Source organism: Reticulibacter mediterranei, assembly GCF_016587455.1.
The window spans coordinates 150,702-175,439 of record NZ_BNJK01000003.1; the positions used below are offsets into that span (position 1 = coordinate 150,702).

Consider the following 24,738-nt stretch of genomic DNA (forward strand, 5'->3'; position numbering starts at 1 on the left):
TGTAGCCTTGTTCTGTTACCTATAGCAATTACAAAAACGCAAAGAGTTCGCTGAAATTCTAATGTGGCTGTTGCAGCGGAGTAAACACCAGGCGACGATATCCAGTGGATATCCAATAATAGCACTGAACTTCCTTATCTAAGACATCGGCAAGAGCCTGCGCAAGTTGTGGAGCTTGCTTCAAATAATCGGAGGAAGAGACGCTGACCGCTATCTCTCCCAATGAATCAAAACCATCTCCGCCTAAACAGGCTTGCATATCCAGAAGGGAAGCACACTTTACCAGATCGTAAATGCACATACATCCCGTAGGAAGAGAAAAGTGAGCAATGATATCGACCTGCTCAGGCGTAAGGGAGAACCCCCCGTGAAAAATGAAATTGTGATTCATCATGAAACCTTTCTTTTTACAAAGAGCCGATTGCAACCACTACCACTATGGTTACAACAAGCTTTACAAAAAACACCAAATATTTTGCTGCCAGGAATATAGCGATTGCATACGATAATGCGGCGACGTGTCTCGCATGGATCGTCAGGAATTTGGTGGTGGGGGACAAATGCGGTAAGAACCCTTGCAGAGGACATTATTGAAGAGCAAACCACATCTGCTGATAGCAGGAGAAAGTAAGCAGTTCTCGATATGCAGGTGGAAGCAAAAACGAGACGCCAACAATCCAGCAATCATGCTTGTTGATACGGACAAGCATGATTGCTGGGGACGGGAAACTGCGGCCTTATCCCGAGGATTGAGGCCGCAGCTTTACATGATGAGGATTTATTGATTGCAGATCCGCCTCCTCATCCGAGCTATAGATCTGCACATTAATAGTAGGTTTGATTTCGATGATATCAAACCCGTAAAGATGATCTGATATCATCGAAATCCTTGTATATTCCCTGAGTAGCTCGTTTCCTGGCTGGTTGAACTTAAATAGCTCGACCAGAAATACAGTTATATCGATCTGTCGAGCAGGAGGGATTTCCTGCTTCCAATCGATGGACAACGAAAAATTTCCCTGGCTCCAAGCTAGGGACGCAACCCCAATATGGATCAAATTATGCAGGCTCATTTTTTGTCTCCTTTTCCCGTAAAAATTTAATGACGTAATAAATAATGAATAACGAGAAGAAAGCCAGTGAAAATCACGATGAGAGTGATTTTCACTGGCTTTCTTTAACGAAAATGCAATCGCGTCCGATGAAATCAGAAAAGTGAGATCACTATCCGCTTCGCCAAGCAGCCTGGGATTCCCCTCTTCGTGATTTGCCGGACCAACTCATAGGTCCCGGCACGTAGATGCGCCGGAATCTCTACAGAGCGTTGATACGTCCTCCCGCTGGTAGCATCGCCCTGGAGCGTATCCAGAATAATTGCGCCTGGATATGCTCCACAGGCGCTTATTTTGAAATTCGTATCGCTGACCAGCAGCATGGTCAGCGTAATTGTTGCGCTCCTCATATTAGGAGGCGTGTTGTCTGGAGAGGGTTGCCAGATGATGGGAACCTTCTCTCCCGGCGCAAGATGTGCTGGTGGCCATGAGGTGACATCCTCATAGCTATAGTACTGTACCTGTGACAACTCTATGCTTCGTAGGACAAAAGCCATCACAAGAATAGCTACTATGAGCAACAGCATACTAAGAAGAAAGAGGTGCTTTCTAACGCTGAATCTATTTTTCATGTCCTACCTTATCTTCTATAGAACACATGACAACACCAGCATCTAAATCATTGCTATCAAAGCTGCTGCCTCATCCACAGCAACCTGGCTTCCCCAGTCAGAAACCAAAGCTGCGTGGCGAGGGCGAACGTCGGCAGGTTATTTGGGTACCTTCTCCTCGCTTTCTTCTCTAGAGCCACCTTTCAATAACTCCTCACGCACAATCGATACATCTGGAGGGGCGCTGATCCCTATCTTGACGCGCTCACCTTCAACAGCCAATACTGTAATATTGATCACTCCAGCAAGCACGATACTTTCACCGACTTTTCGTCGCAAAACTAACATCTGAGTCCTTTCTATTGCACGCAGCCGAGAAAACCCTGCAATGCGCATCCGATATACATATCTGTCAACACGACAGCTCATCCCTTCATCACGTTCCACAGCCAGATAAGCAGGCTTGATTGCTTCTTCTGTCGCTTTCCATGAGCAGAATCGTGCAGTAATAACCCATGTTTCACATCTGCTGTGCCTCTTCCAGCACAGTAGTGACGCTGCAAGTCTTGCCAATTGCGAAACTCTACTCCACACTGCAGACATATTCCATAGATCACTGCACATCCTCCTTCTGTTTGGAATGAGGCAGCACTTCTCGTGTTGAAGAAGCACAAAAATATTCCATATCGTGTGAATACCTGAGCGCCCCCGCACCATTCGTGCAACCATCACTCCCCATCTCTGCTTCAGGGGAGCGCCATCGTCCATCTGGTAACAAGAGATGCGAAGATCTGTCTCGCTCAAGAAGAACAGATAGGCAGATATCCTCCACTGATTGGTTCCCAATCAGTGGAAGCTTCTCGGATCTCACTGCACCTTCATCTTCGGGCAACATCTCATCACGCTCCGCCAGGTTCAACCACTCGTCATAGCTCATCGAATCTGCTGCGAGGGTGAGTGGAAATTCTTCTGCTGGATAGTAGACCAAGAGAAGGTGAGATAGAACCTCCCCCACCTCAGCGTACGCGCCGGCTCTTCCTCTTGCCAGCGCAATGAACCGGCGCTGAGCGCTCACCTCTCGCCGCTGCTGATGCTTTCCATACTTTGGCTTTGCATCGTCTTCCTCATCGTCAGCGTTGGCTCGTAGACACATCATCGCGTCAGTCACATTGGTTGCCAGATCAATCAACATGAATGAGTTGGCAGCAATTTTCTCCAACCACCTCGCCACGTTCCTTAACGCTTCAGCGCGGCCACGCGCTCTGTATCCAGCACGTCTGGCGCGCACACGAACTGCTAGCTTCATTGCCTCACGCTCGCACTCCTGAGCAAGGACGCGAAGATCGGTGCGAAGATTATTACCACGACACTTACTTGGATCGAACATCTACCTATCCTTACTATGAAAAAGGCATCTTGCGACGCCAGAAGTCTGCACAACACACATATACGGCCTATCTCTCCCAACTGACATCGCGCATTCCTGAGCTGCTCGACCTTTTTTGAGGAGTGGGGCCGAACACAGAGACAAGATCAACCATGCCAGAAGGGAGATCGCCAGAATCAAGTGCCACATCCCTCGTCTTGCTCAGTAACACCCCTTCCTGGTGTATCCCATCGCGGCCAGTGCCCGCGATGCCTCTTTAAAGTCACCGCTCCAATGCCAATAGGCGTAGAACTCAAAGCGGGTGTAATAGCGGCCCACCGGAAGACCTACTGAAGGGGAAAACACATACAGCCGATTCGTTCCATCGGCATTGAGGGTACAACTCGGACCGGGACCAACCTTCCCTGGATGACGCAGATAGCGCTCTAAGTGCCCATCTCCGTTTTGTATTGGTTCTGAGATGTCCCAACCAACCAGAAGCGATTCCCATGTCACGGTGGGGTCGTTCATAAAAAGATCGCCGGGACGTTCTCCAATGGAAGACTGGGTCAGACTTCTCGGATGGAATACAGGTGATGGCGTCTCTTGAGAACGCAAGGTTTTTGGCATCTCGTCAAACGCGCGCACCGACTCGTACAGACGATCGCGCTGATCAGCGCTGATCGTCTTGATCTCGGCCACACTCCCTCTGAGCAAGTAGTACGCCTTCCCCGAGGGGTGGACGCTCCCATGTGAAGGGTAGGCGATAATAAGTCCCCCTTCCTCTCGGGTTTCGGCAAGCGTGTCACATCTTCTGGGAGGTGGTACAGGCCGAAGAGCGAGCTTCTGGCTCCCCGGTTTGCGTCCAGTCTGAAAGGCTTCTGGACAACGAAACAAGAGATGCCGTCCGTTTTTGGGGGTGCGCTCCTCATATCCCTCAGCAATAGCTCGATAGAGCCCGCTCATTGCACGCTCTGCTCGAACCCGCTCACGCCAGGCATCAAAAACGCCTGGATCATCGAAATCTAACGCAATAAGTCCGCCAGATATCGATCCAGTGACCAATGCCAGCCCCCGGTGTGGATGGGTAAACCACTCTTTCACCTCCTCGGGTTCAGGCAACCTCTGCTGATATTCTCTCCAAGCAGGAAGAGCTGGCTGTTTCGACCCGTCTGGCCGAATAGGAACAACACTGATACCCACACTCAGTGCTGCCAGAGCAACTTTATAGGAGGGATTTTCCACTGGTGCGTAGATGACCATGCCTTCTCCCTCCTTACATGGAAACCACCATTGTCTCGGTACAACTGGGAGTCGGAGGCCACATCATCGTCTCGCACTCGGCAACATCCACCTCCATTTTCACGACAACGATTCCTATATTGTCATGCCCGCCTCCTGTATTGTGTGGCCCTCCACCAGAGAGCGCCAACCGAACCAGGTTCTCTGCCATCTCTTCCGCCGAAAGATTCCTCTTGAGGATCGCTGCCATATCATCCCCTCTCGGGTCACGAACCATCTCCCACAGTCCATCAGAACACAGCAACAGAACATCGCCTTTCTGCAGTTGGAACTGTATGGGTTCGTCAATTTCTAGTCCCCGCCCTCCTAAAGCGCGAAGGATCACATTGCGCTCAGGGTGATAATAGGCCTCACGAGGCGTGATTACCTGCAATTTCACCAGTTCCGCAACCTTCGAGTGATCTTGCGTCAATCGCATAAGACCCGTGCCTTCACGATAGACATAGGCGCGGCTGTCGCCAATGCTACTCACATACGCATCACACCCCACACTCACCACCGCGGTAAAGGTTGTGCCCATCGTGCTTCCCAGCAGCATGGGATCCTGGTTGCGCTGGTACACGGCCTGGTTGGCTGCCTGTATTCCTGCAACGAGCAGATCACGCAGGGCTTCCCTACGTAGCGGTTCCTCTAGCAACTGAGGAAGAACTTCATTCACAAACGCGTGAACGGCACGTCGGGAAGCCTCCTGGCCATCGATCGCACCGCCTACCCCATCTGCGACAAGAAAAAGGCCAACGCGCTCCTGGACGCGATTAAGCATGGAAACAGCAAACACATAATCTTCGTTTACCGACTTCCTCGGATTGGTCCCTGCATCAAGGCCAACGCCTACGTTTAATTGCAGGGAGTCATTGGTCTGCTCATCTTCTTTATCACATTGCTCAAGCCAACTCATAGCAGCATTGAACAAATGCCTGGCGTGCTCAGGCTGTTCATTCTGCTGAGCAGCGCGCATATTTCTGAGATAGGCAAGAACCATGCCTTCTGATGTAGACATGTGATCACCGCTTTCAATCAACAAAAGCGCCAAGAGTTGCCAGGCATGCGGAAAGGGAGAGTATGTGATGAAGAAGAAGCGTGTCTATGCATGCACATCATGGCACCCCGGCCAAAAAAGCAACAATCCGCCCTGCATGCACACGAGACGCCCAGATTGAACCACCATGCATTCCAGATCCAGGTTCTTTCTCTCAAAAATGTCTCTTCTCTCATTAGAAAAGAAGAGCGTGACATCACTACAGCCATCCACAAACCTACGCATACCTCCTACAAGCGCTTGCTAATAACCAACAGGCAACACTTTACAAAAACGGCAGATCAATGATCACTTCCAGGAGAGTCTGTGCGACCCATGAGCGATCCACTGTTTGGACGGCTTCCAATGGGTATGCTCTTTCCACTCAATCCTGATGGACCAAACACATCACTCGATCATCTCCCAAGCGTCGGATGATCGTGATGGTCGTGCTGGCGAACAGGCGACACAGCACGGCGGCTCACAGCCTTGGATGCAGAGAGATGTACTAACCCTCACGGGTTGTAGCATCATTGAACACTTTGACTATACCCAATGAAGGTGGGAAGAACGTGGGAACAAGACGGGCAAACATGGGAAAAACATGGGAGTATTTTGCCCCCGAAAAATTACTCATCTGCGGAATCATCCGAATGATGCTCAAGCAGACAATTATCCCCAAAAACAGGCAAGATTGGCATTGCGGAAAATCACTGTTGCCTATTCTGATACACCAGCCTTAGATGCGGCATGAGCTATCTTCTCTGCTCTTGTCACTCGCCTCTTTTTGGCACCACCTCTGCATCATTCCCATGTTTTTGGCTGCTCTCCATCGTGAACGCGGAAAGCAAATGGTCAGTATTCATCATGTACGGTTGACGACTTCAAAAATAGGGTTAGAGAGTAAGGGAGGTGCTTTGCGGCACATCTTACTTCTCTATTTTTCACCATCGCACGCAGTCGATCTGGGGAGCGAATACATGTATGATCACTCAATTCAAGATGATTGGAGCGCAAGCGCTTCTTTCATCGAAGAGCGTACCATACCTCACTCAACCGTCAGCTTCTGCGGAGTACGGAGCTTTTGGATAGGCGAACCCATCCTCCCGGCTCAGGGGAGAGCGGTAGCAACGCCTCACGGCGTGCCGCCTCTCGCTCCAGAGGGAAGTGTTATGTGAGCGGCACTCCCGCTCCACCGGGCACTTCAGCAGGTGTTGCTCGCAGCCGATGCAGGCCTTGTGCAAAGAGGACCATTGAGATTTCCCCTCACTCGGCCAAGATGAAGGGTCTTGAGCAGGAGCGTCCTGCGTGCCGTTGGAGTATTTGCCCCTGCTCCAAATAGGGGACTAGTGCAGCACCACGTGCTGCATCAGAAGATACACACCGTAAAAGACGCCTCCACCAAAAAGCAGAATAAGCAATCCTAAGCAGCCACGGGACAAACACCCCACACCACATCCCTTCACCTGGCCCCAGAACTGGGACTTTTCTTTCTCTCTGGGGAGATTCTGCTCAATCGACTTTGTCACCTCTTTCTGAGCTTTCAAACCCTCTTGCATACTTTTTTGTACTTCAGCCTGCATTGCAACAATGCGTTCGCCCAGCCAATTTACATTCTGCCCTGCATTCTGCAGAATCTGCTTTGATTCACCCATCATCCATTGCACGCTTTGCTGCGCCTGGTCAATAGCTCGTATGGTTGAATCCGCAAGCTGTTGATTGCACTGTTGGACGTTATGTAGAGCTTTACCTTGCTCTTGGATAATTTGAGTGTAGAGCCGTCCGTTACGCTGCATATAGACGCTCATCTGATCAGCGTTTCTCTGGCGTTCTCCCTCGCTCCACGTATTTTGTAGTTCAGTCGCCCAAGAAATTAGCTTTCCTTGGATCGTCCTGTCAAAAGCCAAAGACAACGCTGGATCATGGGGATCTATATACACCCCTCTTGCTTGAAGCAAGTCCTGAATTGCCTTGTAGATTCCCCATTCGAGGACAATGGATACCAATTGAGCGATTGCCGTTGACAGATCTGCCCAATAAGCAGCCTCATGGGCAGCCTCACGAGCCTGATCCAGGTTATTAAGCCGTCTCTCCAGTTCAGCGTTGAAAAAGCTCTCAGAGCGACCACCATTCCTCTGCATCTGCACAAGGGTATCCACATAGTAAACGCGTGCCTGACGGCAAGCACTATCAACATCTGCGATCAGAAAAGGGTTTGCCATTGGTGATTCCTTTCTTACTGAAAGAACCACCACGAAACAGCTCTGCACGATTACTCGTACAGGAAACCGCCTCATGGTGGTACCTGTACGAATATTTTTTACACAGATCAAAGGAGGCTTAACATCCTCACACAGGCAAATTTAACCCAGCTAGTACCTCTTCCAAGCGAGGATAACTCCTCTCACACCAAACACACTCACTATCATCACAGTATGTACACCTCTTTCCTCGCCCATTGTATTCAAAGGCTACAATGAGGTGTACTTGCTGTTTAGCAAGTGCTGCCACAAACACCCTTTGCTCTTCTGCCGGAAGTTTGTCCTCATCGACCAATTGTTCCACAAAATGGAACAATCCTTCGAACCGCTGGTACAACACAACTGCTTGCGCTTGATAATATCCTCCAACCTCCTCGTGGAGATCAGCAATTTCTTGCAACCAGCGCTTCACCGTGCAACGCTGAAGACCATTATCTCGACTGAACTTTCGGAAGCGCGAACGCAATTCCTTGAACCAGTAGGAAAACTGCTCCAGGTCCTCGTGATCGGCTCGTGCGCTGTCGATCTGACGTCCGAGCAAGAGTAATGCGTGTCCAATCGCATCCAATTCAATCAGAAACACACGATTGTATTCAGGCAAGACCAACTTCGGTGCTGGAATTCCGTATATCCGGCACACTGCCAGAACATCTTCTTCGATTTCCCGGCTTGTCCCGTGAAGCTCGTAGTATAAACGATCTACGTCACTCCATAATACATGCAAAGCCAATCGTTGCCGGAATAGAGCCTCGACTTCATGATCTCTCCGCATCACCAATAGCTCATAAAGAACCACTGCGATAAAAGAGAGAATAATGCATCCGTTGAACATATTTTGAATAGACATGGTAAGAACTCCTTTTTATATTTACCTCCACAGGCACCTATCAATGAGCCCATCCATGTCATGGCTTACGCCAGGCACAGAGATGAGCGTTCTGCAGGTACTCTCATCTCTGTGCAGGCAAGTTCATAATCGTTATCCGTCTTTCGGACGCTTGTACTGTAGCAAAGTGTTAGGGGAAAAACGTTAGTCGAAGACGATACCATCATGGGGAAAAGATAGGAAAACTGCCCTACAGATGATGGCAACAAGAAGAAATGGTCACACCAAAATACGTCAGTGACCGCCTTGTTACCAACGGTCAATCCCCTTTCCAGGCGGCATGACGAGAAAGGAACGTTCCAAAGTGCGCAATGCCAATCTTATGTATTTTTGGTTTCTTTTTCTGATAAGCACGTGAAATGCGTCTCTCCCCGCCAGGTATGAGAGCCACTCCAACACGACAGAGAAAAACCAGTTCCCTGCTGGCAACATCGAGAGGAATATGCGGTTATTGAAGATTTCTATTCTTCCCTTTATATAAGGAACGGATTCTAGGCCGAAACCATGCAGATCGGCTTCACTGGCTCCTCCATCTCTCGTAGGATTGCTGCATTGGTGTTACTCTATCCTGCCACCTCAGAGCGAAAGCTCATCTATGCCATCTTGTTCCTATGTTTGCCCGTCTTTTTCCCATGTTGTTCCTATCTTTCTCCGCGTCTGAGACCACCTCGCCCCCAGGTCAGATAACTATGCTTCTTGGCGAAAGGTGCATACGAGCACAGTTCAGAAAGAGGAAACACGATGCTACACGTTACAGCTGACCTGGTTGGAGATATCACCAAAGGCATCAGTCAATTCTTCAGTAATGCCATCGGCACCACGCTGAATGACTTGATGCATGCCATTACGCCATTCCTTGCCATGATTGGCAACACTCCTACCGCGTTCACGACTGGGAATCCGGTTGTTCACGGGGCATGGTTGACGATGGTCGGGGTGGCAGATGCCTTCTTGGGTCTGTATGTGACCATGAAGATCATTCAAATGATGCATGGAGAGGCGACTGGCACCACGCATATGCCGCTGTCGCAGTTCGTCCCAAAGGTCATTTTGACCGTCTTGCTGATTCACGCCTCGGCGTTTTTGGGCGAGCAGCTGATTGCTATTGTCAATGCGCTCTGTGAATTGGTGCGTACCAACGTCACCGACTTTCTCAAACAGGTGAATGGCGGCAAACTATTCGATGCCAATCAAAACACAGGACTCTCGGTGGTCCTGGCGATTGTCTTCGGGATCAGTCTGGTGCGGGTCGTCTTCCAGGCGATCAAGCGCATCGTCTTCTTCAACGTCCTCTTTGTGTTTTCTGGACCAGCCTTCCTGATGAGCCTGGATCTGCAAACCGCACCCTGGTTCCAATTTTGGTTCCGCACCTACTTAGTCACGATTTTGGAGCAGTTCATTCAATTTTTGACCTTTAGTTTGGGCTTCCAGTTTCTGCTGGCAATCAAGCAGACAGGCTTTACCGGCTTTATTCTCGCCATCGCCATGCTCAATCTCACAGCAGAGATCCCGTCCATCATGGCACGCTTCGCCTCTTCAACAGGGGGCAGTGCCCCGGGACTCGGCTCACTGGTGCGCGGCGCGGTGACGGCAGCGGCACTATTGTTCTAATCACTTCAAGAAAGGAATACAGACCATGCAAACACTCAACAATCTTGACAACATTATTCGACAACTCCAGACACATGCCGCCGCAATCGGCATTACCCTCGGTGGCTTGATGATCGGGATTTACGCTATGTTGATCATGCTCTCGCATGACTCCTCGGCAATGGCCAACCGCAACCGCTGGGAGCACCTGCAAAAAGTGTTGATTTGCGCTGGAATCATCGCCGGTACCGGTGCTTTCATGCAATTCGCGCAAGGCCTGGGAAAAATGTTGTGAGCCAGGAGAGCAACCGGGTGATGCTCTATTCGGAGTATTGCTCGCGCGATGAGGAGCGATGAATGCAAGATGATACCAATCCACTCGTGAAACAGGTACCCGGCCAGCTCTTTTCCTTTGAGGAAAAAGTGTTTGGCGTGATGTCACTCACCCAGCTCTTGAGTGACATCGGAGCTGGGGTGGGCATCCTTGAAGTGACGTCAGGACTTCCCTTTGTCCTACGCCTCGTGGTCGCCGGAATACTTGCGCTCCTGGCTCTTCTCCTTATCCATGGGAAGGCAGGTGAGCAGACCCTTGTTCGCTGGCTCTCCCTGTACATTCGCGCACTCTTCATCGCCAAACATACGACCTGGCAGGAGCTTTCGGAAGAACAGCCACACCGCGCGAAACGCACCACCAAGCACACGCGGGGCGCGCCGATTCAAACGACCTGGATCGCGCTCGACCACCTGGAGCGAGGCATTGCCGGCTATACTGAGCCGGGCACAAAAGGGCCAGCAGGGCGCTACTGGGCCATCCTCGAATGTGAAGGACGCAACATTCGCTTTCTGCCCGAGGACGAACGACTCAAACACTTTCGCCGGTTCGAGACCTTTTTGTGTGGCCTGGAATTTCGGCTGCAATTCCTCAGCCATGTTGAACAGGTTGCGCCTTCGCAGTACCCTCCGCTCCGCAAGCAGCGCGAGGCGCTTGCGCTGCTTGCAAAAACCCCGCGTCTGGCCGCGCTGCAACAGGCGAGTATCGACTATCAGGAAAAGCACCTCCAGCACTGCACGCTTGTCCGACACTTTGTGGTCGTCGAGGCCACGGCCCAGGAGGAAGCAGCACGCGAACGCGATGGTGAAAAACAGGGGATCCTTGCTTTTCTCTTCCGGCTGGTTTCCCGGCCAAAGCAGGTGGAGATTCCACGCGAGCAAGTCATCAACCAGCTGCGCATTCGTCTCTCTGTCCTCAAACAGATCCTGCAACAGCTTGATGTACGCAGTCATCTGCTTGATGATCCCGACCTGCTGCGGGAATTTGCCACGAGCCTGGCTCTGGGAGCAGAGATTCCCCCGTTTCTGCCGCAATTGGTCGAGGACCCTGACATTTCCGCGCTGCATCAGCTCACAGAAGAGCTGAATCAACGCACACAGGAAGGCAACGGGGTAACGCAGGGCACCAATCCGCGCTCGCTCCACTCGAACAAGGTACGTCGTCGCACCTATAAAAAGTCCATCAAGGGACTCCATGGCAGCTTTCTCTATCAAAGTATGAGTCCACAAGCACGCTTTGAAGCAGGAAGCATACGACTGGCGGATCTCGTCGCCCCCTCGCAGATCGATATCTCCCCTGATATCATCGAAGTCACGGTTCGAGGAAAAAAGCGCTTCCAACGCTACTTCCACGTGGTCGGCTACGGTCACCAACTCAGCTGTGGATGGGTGAGCGATCTGACTGAGTTGGGATTGCCAATGGTCATTGCCACCTCGTGTGACCCCCTCGATTCACAATACCTGATCAACAGACTGGAGATGCAATTGGTCCGTCTGGAGTCCAGGCGCATTGCAGACCAGAAAGCGATCCGCATTGGTCGGGCCAGTCGAAATATCGAGGCCGACCAGATCCGCGCCGTCACCCACGCCCTGGCGGCCCGGCGCATGAAGGTGTTTGCCGTCCAGATGACCATCGGCATCCATGCCGGGAGCCGGGAACGGCTGGAGCAGCGTACCCGATATCTGCTCTCGCATCTGCGGCAGAAACAACTCAAGGTCCGTCTCGCCACTCGTCAGCAGGAGCAGGCCTGGCAGGCAACGCTTCCCACCTGTCCCATGACCGCACTGGACACCTCCGTCAATCTTCCATCTGATGTGCTCTCCAGTTTCTTGCATCTGAGTTCAGGGAGCATTGGCACTCCTACTGGCGTTTTTTTGGGCTTCACGGGGACAGGCACGAGCCGCCGAGCGGTGTTTTATAACCCGTGGGACGAGGAGAAACGCGTTCCCAATCCCCATGCTGTCTTTGTAGGGGAAAGCGGCATGGGCAAGTCGTTCGCAGGCAAAGTCTTCGTGACCGGCATCATGGGGATGGGGATCGCTGATGTCGTCGTCTTGGACCGCGACGATGATTATCTCCCACTCCATATCTACCTGGATGGCGAGAGCCAGCGCTATAACCTGGCGCGAGGGTGTCCAATCAACTTCTTCGATCTCCCTTACGCTCCATCGGACGTAGATGCAGACGACCCGGCGGATCTGCTCTCCGAGTTCATCGACAATTCGCTGCTGGCTGGACTCACGCTGCTGCTCTGCGATGCCGAAACGCGCCTCTCGAAGATTGAAGAGGCCTACCTGATGCATGTCGCGCGTCTGGCCTACGCAGAGGCAGGCATTACCTCTGAGGCGATCAGAAGCCATCCCGAGACGCTGCTGCGACCGATGCCGACGCTTGCTGCCTTTACCCAGATGATGAAGCAGACTCCTGCCTCATCGCCGTCCATGCAGGCATCCCTCATCGAGCGCCTGGAAAAAGCCGCGTACCTGTTCTCAGGCCAGACGTCCGTCGCCATCGATAAGCCGCTGACCATCTTCAGCATTCGTGAACTGGACGAGAAATGGTATGCGTTCATGACGTTCGTCATTCAAAATTTCCTGATGCGGCATCGAGCGCTGCGCCAGGATGAACGCTACCTGGCGTATGTTGTCGAGGAAGCAAGTTACATGCTCAAGCATCCTGCCGGGCGCAAGTCTCTCGAAATCGGATCACGAGGTGGGCGGAAGTTGGGAATCGCCCAGATTACCCTTTCGCAACACCCGCGCGAGTTCCTGACGGATGGGGCGGTCATTATGAACAACTGTGGCGCCGCCTTTTTTCTCGGCATGCAGCAGTATGCGGCACAGGAGTTGCATCTACCAGAGGAGTTAGAGCGAACGATCACTGCGACGATCCCAGGGCACATTGTCATGCGGGTCGGCAACGAATACGCTGCCGTCTCCATCGCCGCCAGTCCACTGCACTGGTCCTTGTTCACGACCGCCCCACAAGACCGGAAGCGCTTCCGGAAACAGACACGCACCTACTCCCTTGCCTCGATGGGGCAGGACGAAAGGAGAGATCCATGATGCTCGCAACAAACACAAAAGCGGCCGCTGGGCCATGGTGGTCGTTCATCCGCCGGACCTTGTTCCGGCTGCTCAGACGCCTGAAACAGCCAATTGTCCAGCGACTGCTCCTGCTGATCCTGTCCACCCTGGTCGCAATCAGCATCGGATGCGTTGCACTGCTGCGCGGTCCAGTCGCCTACGCAGCCACTCGGGATGGAAGCCAAGACACCTGCTGGAGTACTCCTGTGGCAGCGTATTGTCACCGGCAAGATCCTATGGCACAGGGCTGCACAGCCGATGCCCAGACGGACCTTGTTGTTCCCATCAAGCGTCAGGGGATGCAGATTGGTCTACTGGAACTGCGTCACTCCCTGCACTGCAACACATGGTGGGGCCGCTGCACAAGCACAAGCCAGGGATATGCCAACATCTATCTGCTCAGTCCCTACACCGATGGTGTTGCCGGCCCATTTCAAGGCAACGCTCAGTCGGCCTACACGAATATGGTGTTTGGCAAGACACCTCCGCTGCTCCAGGGAATCATTGCCTTTAGTCCAGCAGAGCAGTATCGAGAAACGGTCGCGTAAGGAGGAAGAACAGCACCTATGGCACAGATCAGCACACCTACTAGCCAGCATAATACGCCGACAGCCCCCACGCTGCCTCTTCCGGCAATGCGCCTGGACACGCAGATGGGAAGTCAGCACCTGGCGATGATCATTCCATCCGACGAAGGCGAACTGCAGGCATCAGCGATGGAGAACTGGTTTCAAGCCTGCTCCAGCGATGAGCCTTTTTGTCTGGAGTTAGTTGGCACCCGTCGAGAACAGGGCTTTGTCCTTCGCACCAGTTCGCAGGCGCAACTGACCCTCCTGTGCAAGCAATTCGAGGCACAGTATCCACAAGCGGAGATCACACGGATTGCACCAAGCGCTGATCCGCTGCTGCTTCGCCCTGGTGAGCATGCACTCATCGGCGAGTTCACCCTGGCTAAAGCCGCCTGGATGCCCATCAAAACATTTCCGGCCAAAGCACTGACTGAGGCGGGAGGCGATCCGCTGGCAAATCTCCTGGCCGCAATGGAAACTGTCGGCGCTGGCGAACGCATCATCAGCCAACTCGCGCTCGTCCGCGCCCCAGACGACTGGATCGCCCCGGCCCTGCGCAAAGCCGTAGAGCATCCGTTACAACAGGAGCGAGACCGGTTTGCCGCTTCGCTCAAGGGAGGCGATGGTGCTGACCTCGCGCGGGGCTGGCGGATCTTCTTCGGCTTTTTCGGTGTGCTGGCCGCACTGTGGGGATACCGCTGGTACCGAGAGGGAGCCTTCCTTCCCCTGGCGCTGCTGGTCGTGGTCGCGGCCCTCGCCATCATCGGGGGATCATCGGGGGGATCAAGCAGGGGCGACCCGAGATCTACGATATGCAGCTCGTCTCGGAGAAGCTCATGCGCGCTGCATTTTATCTGCACCTGCGGGTCATCGTCGTAGGGCGGGAAGGAACCTCCTGTCAAGAGGGACTCCGTGAGCGCCTTCTGGCAATGGAGGTCGCGTATCGGCAATTCTCACTGGCCTCCGCCAATAGCCTGGTGCTGCAATCAGTCACCCCCGTCAATGCATCCGCGAAACAGGCAAGCACGCTGTGCAATCCAAAGCACGCTTTTTCCCGGCCCCATTCGCTTCTCCGCCTCTTTCGTCCAGGGTGGAGCCGTGACATTTGCAACAGTCTGGAGTTATCCGGGCTGTTTCACCTGCCGCAACAGTTGACGGATCTCCCGTTGGTCCGACGCATCAGCGTCAAACATTTGCTCTTCTCACCCGAAGTGGCGTATGCCATTTCCAAGAGCCAGGACCCGTTGCCACCGGTGACTATTGGCACGTCCTGCCACCGGAGCTACGCAGTCCCAGTGCTTCTCCCCCATCTGACGCAACTTTCGCACAAGTTCCTGGTCGGTCGCTCAAGATATGGCAAATCGGTTTTGCTGCAACTCCTGGTCTCCGGGATGTTGCAAAACGTGCGGGATGGCTCACTGCAACCAGGAATTTTCTGTATTGACCCTCATAGAGATCTCGTCTTTGATCTTTTGAAGCTCATCCCCAAACATCGAGCCAACGATGTATTGTTGCTCGATTTTACTGACGATAAGTATATTGTCGGCCTCAACCCACTTGATGCAACTCAAGGCTTATCACGGGATCAAATGATTTCTTCGATCATGGGCGCATTTGAGAAGATTTGGGAGAAATATTGGGGGCCGAGGATGGCATTCTTCTTGAAAAACATCCTGTTGTGCTTAATTACATTGAATTTCAAGTTGTGCGCCGAGGGCCGTGCCAGTGAGCAATATACGCTTCTCGACATTAACCCGGTTCTCCAGTACAAAGATTATGCCACACTGGTCCTCAATCAACTAGATCGCAGCGAGACCTGGCATCAGGAGTTGATGGCGTGGTTTCAGCATACCTACTGGTCGCTTCCTTCGAACTCCAGCTTCCGCCAGGAAATCATCTTACCGATCTTGTCCAAGATGAGCGTGTTCAATGACAATATGCAACTCCGGCGCATTTTCAGTCAGTCGGTCACAACTGCACCGGTCCACGAGGCCATCACCGATGGCAAGATCGTCCTCTGCGCGCTCAGTTCGCGTGATATGGATGAGTCAGCGGTGAACATCTTGGGGTCTACGCTCATCAATACCTTGCATTATGCGTTCACACGGCAGCAGGATACCCCACTCATGCAGCGGCGCAAGTGCGCGGTGTTCATCGACGAGTTGCAAAACTTTAGCGGAAGTACCTTCGACAAGCTGCTCTCCGAAGATGCAAAATGGGGGTGCTCAGCGTTGTTCACCACACAAAGCCTCAAACGGCTGAACCAAATCAAAGAAGGCCTGCAAGAGATGCTCTTTAGCAACTGTGATAACCTCTTCGCATTCAATGTCAGTGCGGCGGATGCGAAACTCCTGGAGGCAGAACTCCAGGAGCGGGTCACGCAAAAGCATATCATCAGTCAGCCCAGGCTGCATTGTTATGCACGCATTGCGATTCCAGATTATCCGCAGCAGTTTACATCGATCACCCTCGCTCAACCTGCGAGCTGGAACGCATCGGAAGCGCAGCTCACGCAGGGAAAAACCATCCAACAACAGAACCAGGCTCGCTTTCTGCTGGCGGCAACCTGCGACAGCTTACACGAAGCACATCTGAAAAAATTCCTAGATGTCTCATTGTTCGCCGACCGCATCGAAAAAGAGGCCGAGTCCATCGAAACACGCCGCAAGCAACGCGAAGAGGAGCGTGAGCGTGAAGAGGAGGTCACACAGACCACGGGTGAAGAGGCGGCAGGGGGAAGATACGAATCGACGGGAACCCCTGGAAAGCACGGGCAAACCGGCGGCGAACAGGGGAAGGAGACCAAGCAAGGAACCTCCACCGGGACGCAGTCGTCCGAAGCTCCCAAAAACAGCGGTCACAAGCGAACTCGCAGCCGTCGCATGGGCAAGTTCAAGAAGCACCCGGCAGGCACTCCCCCCCCTGGTCTTCAGGATCGGGAAGGCGGCGACGAAGCATCCGAGTTCCGCCCCTTACCAGCGTCGCTGCCTCCATCCACCAGCTGGGGGGGTGAGGGTCGGGAACGAGAGCGCGGGGCATGAGCGAGACGCTGCGACGAGAAGAGATCGAGGCGTGTTGCGATCCTCACCTGCACATTCGAGATCACCTCGATCTTTTGTGGTGGCTCGTCTGGCTTCCGCTGCTTTCGCGTGAGGAGCTGGCACGGGTTACTGGGCGCAATGTCAGCACGCTGTGGAACCACCTCACGAAGCTTTCCACATTGGGCATCGTCGCACACGTCTCGTTCGAGGAGGTCGGTCAGGTGACGTGTCACCGCTACTACCTGACCGACCTTGGCCTCTATGTACTCGCTTCCCTCGATCCTCATCCCATTTCCGTGTACAAGCTGGCCGTGGCCTATCCCATCACGCGTGCCGATCTCCTCGAACGGCTGGCGCGGCCCTGCGTGCATCTCGCGCTCTCCGCGTGGATCACCCGCTTGCTTGCGGATCAGCCACCTGGCTCCCGGGTGAGCAGCTACCAGCAACCGTTCAAGGAAACCTATGCAGACCGAGCAGGGAAAAACCACACACTCCACTTTGATGCGGCCTTGCTCCTTCAGACCCCCACAGGCACGCAACACGCATTTTATGTGCGTGTGGATCAACCTGAACACATGCTTTCACAGCCAGAGGTCAAGACCTTTACTCAAAGCCTGCTTGACCTTCGACAGGCCAGGCATCTCACCCAGGAGATCATGCCCCATGTCCTCCTGCTCTCCAGTCAGGAGCGATTTGCTTTCTGGGCTGAGCAGGTCAACCGGGTGACGCTTGCGCAAGGGATCGCGCTCCTTGACGTGCGTGCGCCGGAACCAGCCCGTGAGCATATGGATCTTTCCTGCGTCATCGCTGATATCCATGATCTTGACCAAGGAGCCTACCAGCCGATCTGGACGCCATTTCACGCCCTGATCCAACAAGATGGCGCGGTGCGTCAGCACACCAGCACTTCTCTCGCCTCGTTCCTGGATCGAGAGGCGTCTCCCCGTCTCGTCGAGCGATTTTCCCAGTACTTCTCCTTTCAGCGGGCACTCGCCGCTGATCCGCGTGCCCGTCGCCGCGACTCGCTTTCACGGTATGTCCAGATCGATCTGCAACAGGAAGCTGCTCCGTTTGTCACTGTGGCCGCCCCAAGCACCGCGAAGCGTTCGACAGGGGAACAGGTGGCACAACGTAGCGCGGACCTCTTCACAGCCTTCTACGGGGGGCCAACCGATCGCATGGCCATGAGCGCCGTGCTCACGCTGGCCCTCTCCGATCTACAAAAAGAGATGATCGCCCACCTCGCCCGCCACCCCTATTTGTCGCATTCCGATCTTCTCTCGTTGCTCAGCCAGCGTGACGAGCGTCTCCTCTCGCGCCAGATCATGCCGCTGCTTCATCTCCAACTGGTTCGCATTGCCTTCTGGCGCGATGCGCCGAGCGGCCCAGAACACGCCAGATATCGTCTCTGTGAAGCGGCCCTCCGCTGGCTAGCGTGCCGCCACGGCCTTTCTCCGGCCTACTATCTCGAATTGTCCTACCTTGATCAGCAGCGTCGGAAACAGCAAGAGGCAGCACCCTTTGAAGAGAAACAACGGCAAACACCCATCTCTCCCTTTTCGACTGAGGTCACCTGGGTGCAAAATAGCATACGGGGCCTCTGGGGAAAAGATGCAAATCAGATGTTCCATACCTCTGGCATCTACCGCTGTATACGAAGCATCCTGGAGGCATCGTATCGAACCCAGACCTATCACATCGCTTACTGGAAAAGCGCGCGTGAATCATCACGGTCTTATCATGACCTGTTGGAACCGGAGCGTAAGCGGGACATTCGACCCGATGCAGAACTGCTCTACACGACCCCTAACTCCTCACTTGCTCGCTCACTGCTTATCGAGTATGACCGCGATACCACCACCCTCCCCCAGTTACGCCGCAAGTTCCGCTGCTACACAGAATACCAACAAGATACCCGTTCGACCCTGCCACCGATCCTAGTGATCACGCAAAACCCGCAGGCGATGGCGAATATTGAAGCGGCCAGAGCCAGGGCTGGCGCGTTTGATGTGTCCATCATGATCGCGCTCGAAGCACACATCCTCCAGCACGGTCTCACTCACATTCTCGACCATCTTCGCTAGTGCTGTATTCGTTCTCCAATGACCTTCTCTCATCCACAGAGTACCATTGAGGAACGTAGCACGAGAGTGACCCTCGTGGTTCGAGAAGAAGAACAAGGAATAGTGAGTGCTACAGATATTCCTCATCCTCGTCCGGCTGATCTATCAGTTTACCCTTTTACGGATGTCGAGTGCCATCAGGCATAATTGTTCCTTGCAAATGGGTCGTATCTCGCTCCAGTTCATCACGGGTAATATATAGAATTCCTTGCAGGTTGGCTCCTTCCAATTCGGCATTTTCCAAGTTAGCCTTTTTTAGTTGACCTTTGCGAGCCATTGCTCTAACGAGAAAAGGGTTGCCTTCTGGGCCAACTTCTTGCAGCCGTGCATCACTCAAGTTGGCACTTTTCAGATGGGCTAATACCAAGCTAGCTCCACCCAACTTGGCTCCTTGCAAGTTCGCTCCTTCCAGGTCGGCATCTTCCAAGTAAGCTCCCCCCAACTTGGCTCCTTCCAGGTTCGCTCCTCGCAAGTTCGCTCCTTGCACATTCACCCCCTTTAGAAAAGCACCTTTGAGGGTGACTCCCTGCAAATCGGCTCTTGTGAGATGAATAATGGGATTGGGGTGATTTATTAAACGCGCCTCATACAAAAACTGAAGTACATTCGATTTACGGTCTGTATCTAACAGAGGAAGGAGGGAGATAGTATAGGTTCGAGCAATAGTACGGGCATTTTCGGCCTCTGGTGTTGGTTTATCATCTGGTGTTTTCTCTGCGAGGTATCCTTTAAGGAGCAGATCTGATATCGCGGCAATGTAATCTTGTAAGGCTTTTGCACGTTGATTATCCTGCGCAAGTGCTTGCTCCTTCAGTGTACGTTGCTCTGCGGTTTTTCCTCTCTCTCTTTTTGTATTTTGTTCAACCAATACCCTCCGACGGCAAGGATAACAGGAAGAATCAACAATTGTAAGACATCCCAGAATGTCTTAGGTGCCGGCCGTTGAACATCTGTAGTAACTCCATGACTCGTCTCATGCGTCGTTATAACACCATATCCTCCGGTAAAGCCCGTCCAGGTCTAACCAAAGATGATAACACTGAGGGTAAAAATAAGAAGGAGGGCAACAACAAGTGCAAGGAGAACACGAACTCTTTTTTCTTGCCAAACTTCTATTACTGCTATTATATGATCAAAGATAATACCTAGTACGATATTCACTAGCCGTCCAAATAACCGCCGCATTGGCTTCTCCTTCTGTATTCCATTCTTACTCATCATAATAGAAGAGAGGGAAACGAATTGGGAGGAGGAAATCATTGCCTGAGAACACCAACTTCCGTAACCCATCTGCCGCCTATTGCGATAGGTTCCTCATTGCTACATAGATTCGCATTACGTTCTTTGGTGACTGTGCTTATACTGATCAGTTATCTTAGGGCAGCAGCTGTTATTCACCCTACATACAATGTATACTCCCTATCGAATAGATATATTTCAACCTCCATCTCTAAACACGTTGAGAGTATCCATTCGCTCCTAACACCTGGGAGACGTTCTCGCCTCTCCATGCAAAATAAGGACAACCTTATAATAGACAGGTACTTCCTACGCTGTTCCTCAAAAGTGACACGAAAAGAGACGGTGCAGGTGCTGTCACTGCTTGGGAAGACCTCTCCACATCCAAAGCTTGACCCGATGATGATGTTGAGACACTTCCAATCTTTCTTATCAGATGCGCATACCTTGATGATGAATGAACATGTGCAGAAAGCATGGATGCCCTCCCATCTTACCAAGATGCTATGAGCGCAGAGATGATGTCTGTCGGAATAGTAATGAGTAGTGAGCAAGCAAGCTACCGTTCACTTTGACAACCTCTCTAAGCATAGGTAATACTTACTGTAGAAAGGGGGAGAACATATGCTTCAGATTGCTCAGAGTTTTGGGAGAGTTCCTCGCCCTCCAGGCGTCTCTAGCACGTATTCCTCGCTGCCAGTTGATGGGGAAGGAACACCACATCTACCCTTGATGAGGTTGTACAAGAAGATGACCCGATGGTATGCTGATAGCACAGCATGCATCTATTTACATGCGCTCCTATCATCCTTCCATTCCCTTGTGACCGATGAGTGGCGTCAACATCAGGGGGATCAATGGAACTCCGAACCAGGAGCGGTCCAGGGGGCCGTCCGCGATTCCCTCATGAAGCGGTTAGGCTGCAAGGTCCGTTTACAAGCGATCCATGCTCCGCTCATCTTGACGGTACAGCGTCCAAATACAGTGCATATTTTTCTGGCTGCCTGCAAGCAATGTTCCTTCGTGATGGCACAAGAAGGAACCTCCTTCTATACGAATCCGTTGCTGGATACGGGCTTTTCAGCTTTATCGAGAATTGTCATTTTTTTGCGGCATGCCAGCAATGTCCAGGCAAATGATGCTGTGATCAAGGAAACACAGGCTTCACCTGGCAGGTACGGATTTGTTTCGGTGCAGGTGTATCAATTGAACAAGAAGGAAGATCGCTGACCGAAAAGCGTCATGAAGGAGGAGAGAAATGGAACTTGTTCTACTGCTCTTTGGCCTGGCCGTCGCTCTTATTGGATTGGCAACCCTATGGATAAGCAACCACAAGTTCCCTCGTGTCAGCTTTCAATGGACCGCTGCTATCTTCATTACGTTCCTCCTTATCCTTTCTGGTTACAATAGTATCAGTAATTCACCTATAATAAGTATCCCTAGACCTCCTCCACTCTCCTATGAAGATGCTTCGGGATTAATGACGCAGATTCTATTGCCAGATCATGTAGTAAAAAGTCACTCCTTTGGTCTTACTGTTACCATTATTCGGACACTACCATCAGCAGCAACTGCCACGAGTGAATCAGGTCAGATCCAGATACCAAGTCAATTCAATCCCGTTGGTACTCCAGATGTGCCTATTTCAGCAGCATTTGGTCCGAATTTTGATCCTTTTGTTGTTGCACAGCTCACGTCAAGTGCTTTCGATATTGCTCCTCCTTCGCAAGATATACAGTCGCTTGACCAACAGTCGATCCAATTCACGTGGAGTGTTACCCCTAAGCTTCCTGATACTCAGGTTCTCAATGTATCGGTGACTGGGATCTGGAGACCATTCAACGGGAGTAATCAGATACAACGTCTCCTTGCGGAGCATCGACTAGACGTAAATGTAGCTGACACTTCAACTCCTTTCATCACTCCAGGCCAGTTTACACTCAGCGAATTGGTCACGGCTCTCATTAGTTCAGCAATGAACGTTCCCTGGATAGTTGAGTTTGTGAAGAAGAGGCAAGAGAAAAAAAAGAAGCAGTCAGATACCACTTCGACACCACGCTCACGGACAGAGCGCCGCTCGCGACGCAGAAGATAGCAGAGAAACAGGGAACACTAGCTTCATGAGCACCTCTTCATTCGGTAGCGCTGGTCCAATATACGTGTGTGAGCGGATAGATAAGTCCAACGTGAAGACGAAAAAGCAAGAAGCCTCTTCATCAGCGTATGTTTTATTGAGGCGTTGCTTGTGAAGACGCTGGATGGCGTCAACGGGACTAATACCTAAAAGTCACCACCTGCAATCTGAACACTATCAGAGAAAAATAACAGAAGTCATGGCATTTCTCACTCCTGCCATCTTGTTCCTAGCTTGCTCCCATGTTTGCCCGTCTTGATCCCAGCTTTTGCCCACCTCCGACCCGACTTTGCCTTCTACACTCCAGGCTATGGAACGCGGCACCTCCCTGAGAGGTCGTTCGCCAGTCGTTCCCGCTCCTCGGGGCATCTCGGGGAGAAAGAGACAGTCACGCAACGAGAAAGGATCATTGTTTTGTCTTCTTCGACACTAGGGATTCGGGAGCCATCTGTGTGGCGTCCCGCGACTCCTTCGCCGTCTCTCTTGAAAGGGACTCCACCGGATTGGGCCTTTGGGCAGCAGATTCTCCCCCTGTGGAGACGATTGTGGGGGCCACAGCACTACCAGCTCGATCTTGCCACTCATTCAGGCCTGATTGTGGGGCAGACTGAGAAAGGAATCACTATGAGCCTGCTCCAACTTGGAAACCTTGCGATCAGACATGGGTGGAAAGTGGTGCTGCTCGACCCACAGACGAACCGCTATCAGGCCAACCTCTTCGAGGCAGCGATGCGGTCCTCGGGCTGCAAACAGGTCTATCAACTTGCATCAGGGCAGTCGCACCGCCTGCCTCCTCCACGCGCGATGCATGCGTTCCTGGAAGACGTGTTTGCGCAAGAGGAGACGGTGGCGCTCTCCATTGGAGTCAACATCTGGTCGCAGCCAGCCGCAGCGCGTCTGGAAGCCCGTAAGCTGCTGAGGTACGTCACCAGAGCAATCAGCGAGCGGGAGCCTGACGAACCTCGTCTCTTACTGCTGCTCAAGCATCCTGAACTGCTGTTAGCGCATGAAGAGTTACCACCGCTGTTTGCACTGCTGGATCAGGCGCAAGGGAGTCTGTTTGCCGCTGCACGCTCTGTTGCAGATTTTGCAGGCGTTGGTGAGGATATCGTCGAACAGGTGTCCACCCTCATTATGCACAGAGGTTCTCCGATGAGCGACGTTCCAATACGTCATTGCTTCAAGCAACAGGTCTTCACCATGCCTGATGACGAGTGCATTGTGCTCCATGCAGGGAGGGCTGCTCATGTCCGTGTCAATCCAGTTGAGCTTGATCTGCCTTCGTTGCTCGTCAAACCGATCCTTCCTCTGCCACCGGAGTGTCCAGAGGAAGACGAGCAAGAGAGCGATCTTGACGATTTGGAAGAGATGCTCGCCGAGGTGTTCGGGCCAGGGGCGTCCCATACCGAGGAGACGTCGGCACCACAATCATCCTCAACACATCATGTGGTGACCCTCTCTGTTGGCGGGAATACTGACCAGGCGTTTCTCCGTAGTGCGTTCTCCCTGCTTGGCCGTTTCGGCTCTTGATCACGGTTGAGATCAGCGTGACCTTCGAGCATCAGTCCTGATGCTCGAAGGAAAGGAGAGCATAGATATGATGCACAACACTTCCTGGAGAGGGGCGATGATGGGACTGAGCCTTTGCTTTCTGCTCGTCCTTGCTGCTGTGATCGTTACAGCCACACCGGCAAAAGCAGCAGGCCCTCTCATGATTGAAGCGCACAGCTGCGTTGACAGTCCCAATCACGAGAACTGTAACAACCAGGACCCCGTCCGTACCCGGTGTGACCACGATGCACAGACCGTCCGCAGCCAACCTGCCTGGCACAACGGGGTGCAGGTGGGCTACGTTGACCTCCGCCAGTCTCCCACGTGCCAGGGCTATTGGGTTCGAGGCATTGGCTACGCACACAGCGGCATTATGACCATACACGCCGTTATTCAGACGGCAAGCGACCAACCCTCTTTGCCGGGAACACGGGATATCGCCAACAATAGTCTTGCGCAGCCAGATGGCAGCGTGCAGGCCTATACCGATATGTCCTACCAGCAGCAACAGCCACCCACCATGACGTACGTGGTCTTCGACTTTACCGACGGCACCTCACTCACGGTGCAGATCTAGG

22 protein-coding genes are annotated in these 24,738 nt (G+C 52.6%); 12 read left to right on the plus strand and 10 right to left on the minus strand.

Annotation, left to right across the window (positions count from 1 at the left end; genetic code table 11):
* Positions 1 to 58 precede the first annotated feature (58 nt).
* The 7 genes from K3T83_RS53580 to K3T83_RS53610 form a co-directional block, all read right to left on the minus strand.
* Complete coding sequence (locus K3T83_RS53580) at positions 59 to 394, minus strand: hypothetical protein (protein ID WP_220211336.1); 336 nt, start codon at positions 392 to 394, stop codon at positions 59 to 61.
* Between the two features lie 343 nt (positions 395 to 737).
* Positions 738 to 1,073, minus strand: coding sequence for a hypothetical protein (locus K3T83_RS53585; protein WP_220211337.1), 336 nt, complete (start codon positions 1,071 to 1,073; stop codon positions 738 to 740).
* A 134-nt stretch (positions 1,074 to 1,207) separates the two neighbouring features.
* Positions 1,208 to 1,684, minus strand: coding sequence for a hypothetical protein (locus K3T83_RS53590; protein WP_220211338.1), 477 nt, complete (start codon positions 1,682 to 1,684; stop codon positions 1,208 to 1,210).
* 138 nt (positions 1,685 to 1,822) lie between these two features.
* Positions 1,823 to 2,236, minus strand: a complete 414-nt coding sequence (locus K3T83_RS56970) for a carbon storage regulator (protein ID WP_236065347.1) — start codon at positions 2,234 to 2,236, stop codon at positions 1,823 to 1,825.
* 40 nt (positions 2,237 to 2,276) lie between these two features.
* Complete coding sequence (locus K3T83_RS53600) at positions 2,277 to 3,050, minus strand: hypothetical protein (RefSeq protein ID WP_220211339.1); 774 nt, start codon at positions 3,048 to 3,050, stop codon at positions 2,277 to 2,279.
* A gap of 201 nt (positions 3,051 to 3,251) precedes the next feature.
* On the minus strand, positions 3,252 to 4,292 hold the full coding sequence (locus tag K3T83_RS53605) for a bifunctional DNA primase/polymerase (protein ID WP_220211340.1): 1,041 nt from the start codon (positions 4,290 to 4,292) through the stop codon (positions 3,252 to 3,254).
* A 13-nt stretch (positions 4,293 to 4,305) separates the two neighbouring features.
* Positions 4,306 to 5,331 carry a PP2C family protein-serine/threonine phosphatase gene (locus K3T83_RS53610; RefSeq protein ID WP_220211341.1) on the minus strand — a complete coding sequence of 342 codons (1,026 nt, stop codon included), beginning with the start codon at positions 5,329 to 5,331 and terminating at the stop codon, positions 4,306 to 4,308.
* A 998-nt stretch (positions 5,332 to 6,329) separates the two neighbouring features.
* On the opposite strand from K3T83_RS53610, the gene K3T83_RS53615 reads away from it, so the two are divergent.
* On the plus strand, positions 6,330 to 6,527 hold the full coding sequence (locus K3T83_RS53615; protein ID WP_220211342.1) for a hypothetical protein: 198 nt from the start codon (positions 6,330 to 6,332) through the stop codon (positions 6,525 to 6,527).
* Between the two features lie 168 nt (positions 6,528 to 6,695).
* Here the strand turns inward: K3T83_RS53615 and K3T83_RS53620 are convergent, their stop codons facing one another.
* Together K3T83_RS53620 and K3T83_RS53625 are read right to left on the minus strand one after the other, a co-directional pair.
* Positions 6,696 to 7,682: a hypothetical protein gene (locus K3T83_RS53620; RefSeq protein WP_220211343.1), complete on the minus strand. Its 987-nt coding sequence runs from the start codon at positions 7,680 to 7,682 to the stop codon at positions 6,696 to 6,698.
* A gap of 16 nt (positions 7,683 to 7,698) precedes the next feature.
* Entirely contained in the window at positions 7,699 to 8,457 is a 759-nt protein-coding gene (locus K3T83_RS53625) for a hypothetical protein (RefSeq protein ID WP_220211344.1), read from the minus strand.
* 780 nt (positions 8,458 to 9,237) lie between these two features.
* Between K3T83_RS53625 and K3T83_RS53630 the strand changes: the two genes are divergently transcribed.
* The 7 genes from K3T83_RS53630 (at position 9,238) to K3T83_RS53660 (ending at position 19,197) form a co-directional block, all read left to right on the plus strand.
* Positions 9,238 to 10,107 (plus strand): conjugal transfer protein TrbL family protein, encoded by an 870-nt coding sequence (locus K3T83_RS53630; protein WP_220211345.1) that lies wholly within the window; start codon positions 9,238 to 9,240, stop codon positions 10,105 to 10,107.
* A 25-nt stretch (positions 10,108 to 10,132) separates the two neighbouring features.
* On the plus strand, positions 10,133 to 10,381 hold the full coding sequence (locus K3T83_RS53635; protein WP_220211346.1) for a hypothetical protein: 249 nt from the start codon (positions 10,133 to 10,135) through the stop codon (positions 10,379 to 10,381).
* A gap of 62 nt (positions 10,382 to 10,443) precedes the next feature.
* Positions 10,444 to 13,482 (plus strand): VirB4 family type IV secretion system protein, encoded by a 3,039-nt coding sequence (locus tag K3T83_RS53640; RefSeq protein ID WP_220211347.1) that lies wholly within the window; start codon positions 10,444 to 10,446, stop codon positions 13,480 to 13,482.
* On the plus strand, positions 13,479 to 14,051 hold the full coding sequence (locus K3T83_RS53645; RefSeq protein ID WP_220211348.1) for a DUF2690 domain-containing protein: 573 nt from the start codon (positions 13,479 to 13,481) through the stop codon (positions 14,049 to 14,051). The genes K3T83_RS53640 and K3T83_RS53645 overlap by 4 nt, the downstream gene beginning before the upstream one ends.
* A gap of 18 nt (positions 14,052 to 14,069) precedes the next feature.
* Positions 14,070 to 14,951, plus strand: coding sequence for a hypothetical protein (locus K3T83_RS53650; RefSeq protein ID WP_220211349.1), 882 nt, complete (start codon positions 14,070 to 14,072; stop codon positions 14,949 to 14,951).
* Positions 14,909 to 17,113 (plus strand): type IV secretory system conjugative DNA transfer family protein, encoded by a 2,205-nt coding sequence (locus K3T83_RS53655; RefSeq protein ID WP_220211350.1) that lies wholly within the window; start codon positions 14,909 to 14,911, stop codon positions 17,111 to 17,113. The genes K3T83_RS53650 and K3T83_RS53655 overlap by 43 nt, the downstream gene beginning before the upstream one ends.
* The gene (locus K3T83_RS53660; protein ID WP_220211351.1) at positions 17,110 to 19,197 is read left to right on the plus strand and encodes a replication-relaxation family protein; all 2,088 of its coding nucleotides are present in this window, start codon (positions 17,110 to 17,112) and stop codon (positions 19,195 to 19,197) included. Before K3T83_RS53655 ends, K3T83_RS53660 begins: the two co-directional genes overlap by 4 nt.
* 157 nt (positions 19,198 to 19,354) lie before the next feature.
* On the opposite strand, the gene K3T83_RS53665 is transcribed toward K3T83_RS53660, so the two are convergent.
* Positions 19,355 to 20,104: a pentapeptide repeat-containing protein gene (locus K3T83_RS53665; RefSeq protein ID WP_220211352.1), complete on the minus strand. Its 750-nt coding sequence runs from the start codon at positions 20,102 to 20,104 to the stop codon at positions 19,355 to 19,357.
* Positions 20,105 to 21,099: 995 nt separating this feature from the next.
* On the opposite strand from K3T83_RS53665, the gene K3T83_RS53670 reads away from it, so the two are divergent.
* From K3T83_RS53670 to K3T83_RS53685, 4 genes are all read left to right on the plus strand, one after another.
* Complete coding sequence (locus K3T83_RS53670) at positions 21,100 to 21,705, plus strand: hypothetical protein (RefSeq protein WP_220211353.1); 606 nt, start codon at positions 21,100 to 21,102, stop codon at positions 21,703 to 21,705.
* Positions 21,706 to 21,733: 28 nt separating this feature from the next.
* Positions 21,734 to 22,570, plus strand: coding sequence for a hypothetical protein (locus tag K3T83_RS53675; RefSeq protein WP_220211354.1), 837 nt, complete (start codon positions 21,734 to 21,736; stop codon positions 22,568 to 22,570).
* A 453-nt stretch (positions 22,571 to 23,023) separates the two neighbouring features.
* Positions 23,024 to 24,139, plus strand: coding sequence for a hypothetical protein (locus K3T83_RS53680; protein ID WP_220211355.1), 1,116 nt, complete (start codon positions 23,024 to 23,026; stop codon positions 24,137 to 24,139).
* Between the two features lie 67 nt (positions 24,140 to 24,206).
* Complete coding sequence (locus K3T83_RS53685) at positions 24,207 to 24,737, plus strand: hypothetical protein (RefSeq protein WP_220211356.1); 531 nt, start codon at positions 24,207 to 24,209, stop codon at positions 24,735 to 24,737.
* The last annotated feature ends 1 nt before the right edge of the window (position 24,738 follow it).

Bases quoted from the DNA above. Each gene is read 5' to 3' on its own strand.
- K3T83_RS53640 (WP_220211347.1), top strand. From the start codon at position 10,444: ATGCAAGATGATACCAATCCACTCGTGAAACAGGTACCCGGCCAGCTC.
- K3T83_RS53580 (WP_220211336.1), bottom strand. From the start codon at position 394: ATGATGAATCACAATTTCATTTTTCACGGGGGGTTCTCCCTTACGCCT.
- K3T83_RS53685 (WP_220211356.1), top strand. From the start codon at position 24,207: ATGATGCACAACACTTCCTGGAGAGGGGCGATGATGGGACTGAGCCTT.
- K3T83_RS53675 (WP_220211354.1), top strand. From the start codon at position 21,734: ATGGAACTTGTTCTACTGCTCTTTGGCCTGGCCGTCGCTCTTATTGGA.
- K3T83_RS53615 (WP_220211342.1), top strand. From the start codon at position 6,330: ATGTATGATCACTCAATTCAAGATGATTGGAGCGCAAGCGCTTCTTTC.
- K3T83_RS53605 (WP_220211340.1), bottom strand. From the start codon at position 4,292: ATGGTCATCTACGCACCAGTGGAAAATCCCTCCTATAAAGTTGCTCTG.
- K3T83_RS53585 (WP_220211337.1), bottom strand. From the start codon at position 1,073: ATGAGCCTGCATAATTTGATCCATATTGGGGTTGCGTCCCTAGCTTGG.
- K3T83_RS53610 (WP_220211341.1), bottom strand. From the start codon at position 5,331: ATGTCTACATCAGAAGGCATGGTTCTTGCCTATCTCAGAAATATGCGC.
- K3T83_RS53590 (WP_220211338.1), bottom strand. From the start codon at position 1,684: ATGAAAAATAGATTCAGCGTTAGAAAGCACCTCTTTCTTCTTAGTATG.
- K3T83_RS53655 (WP_220211350.1), top strand. From the start codon at position 14,909: ATGCGCGCTGCATTTTATCTGCACCTGCGGGTCATCGTCGTAGGGCGG.
- K3T83_RS53630 (WP_220211345.1), top strand. From the start codon at position 9,238: ATGCTACACGTTACAGCTGACCTGGTTGGAGATATCACCAAAGGCATC.
- K3T83_RS53600 (WP_220211339.1), bottom strand. From the start codon at position 3,050: ATGTTCGATCCAAGTAAGTGTCGTGGTAATAATCTTCGCACCGATCTT.
- K3T83_RS53625 (WP_220211344.1), bottom strand. From the start codon at position 8,457: ATGTCTATTCAAAATATGTTCAACGGATGCATTATTCTCTCTTTTATC.
- K3T83_RS53670 (WP_220211353.1), top strand. From the start codon at position 21,100: ATGCTTCAGATTGCTCAGAGTTTTGGGAGAGTTCCTCGCCCTCCAGGC.
- K3T83_RS53635 (WP_220211346.1), top strand. From the start codon at position 10,133: ATGCAAACACTCAACAATCTTGACAACATTATTCGACAACTCCAGACA.
- K3T83_RS53660 (WP_220211351.1), top strand. From the start codon at position 17,110: ATGAGCGAGACGCTGCGACGAGAAGAGATCGAGGCGTGTTGCGATCCT.
- K3T83_RS53650 (WP_220211349.1), top strand. From the start codon at position 14,070: ATGGCACAGATCAGCACACCTACTAGCCAGCATAATACGCCGACAGCC.
- K3T83_RS53645 (WP_220211348.1), top strand. From the start codon at position 13,479: ATGATGCTCGCAACAAACACAAAAGCGGCCGCTGGGCCATGGTGGTCG.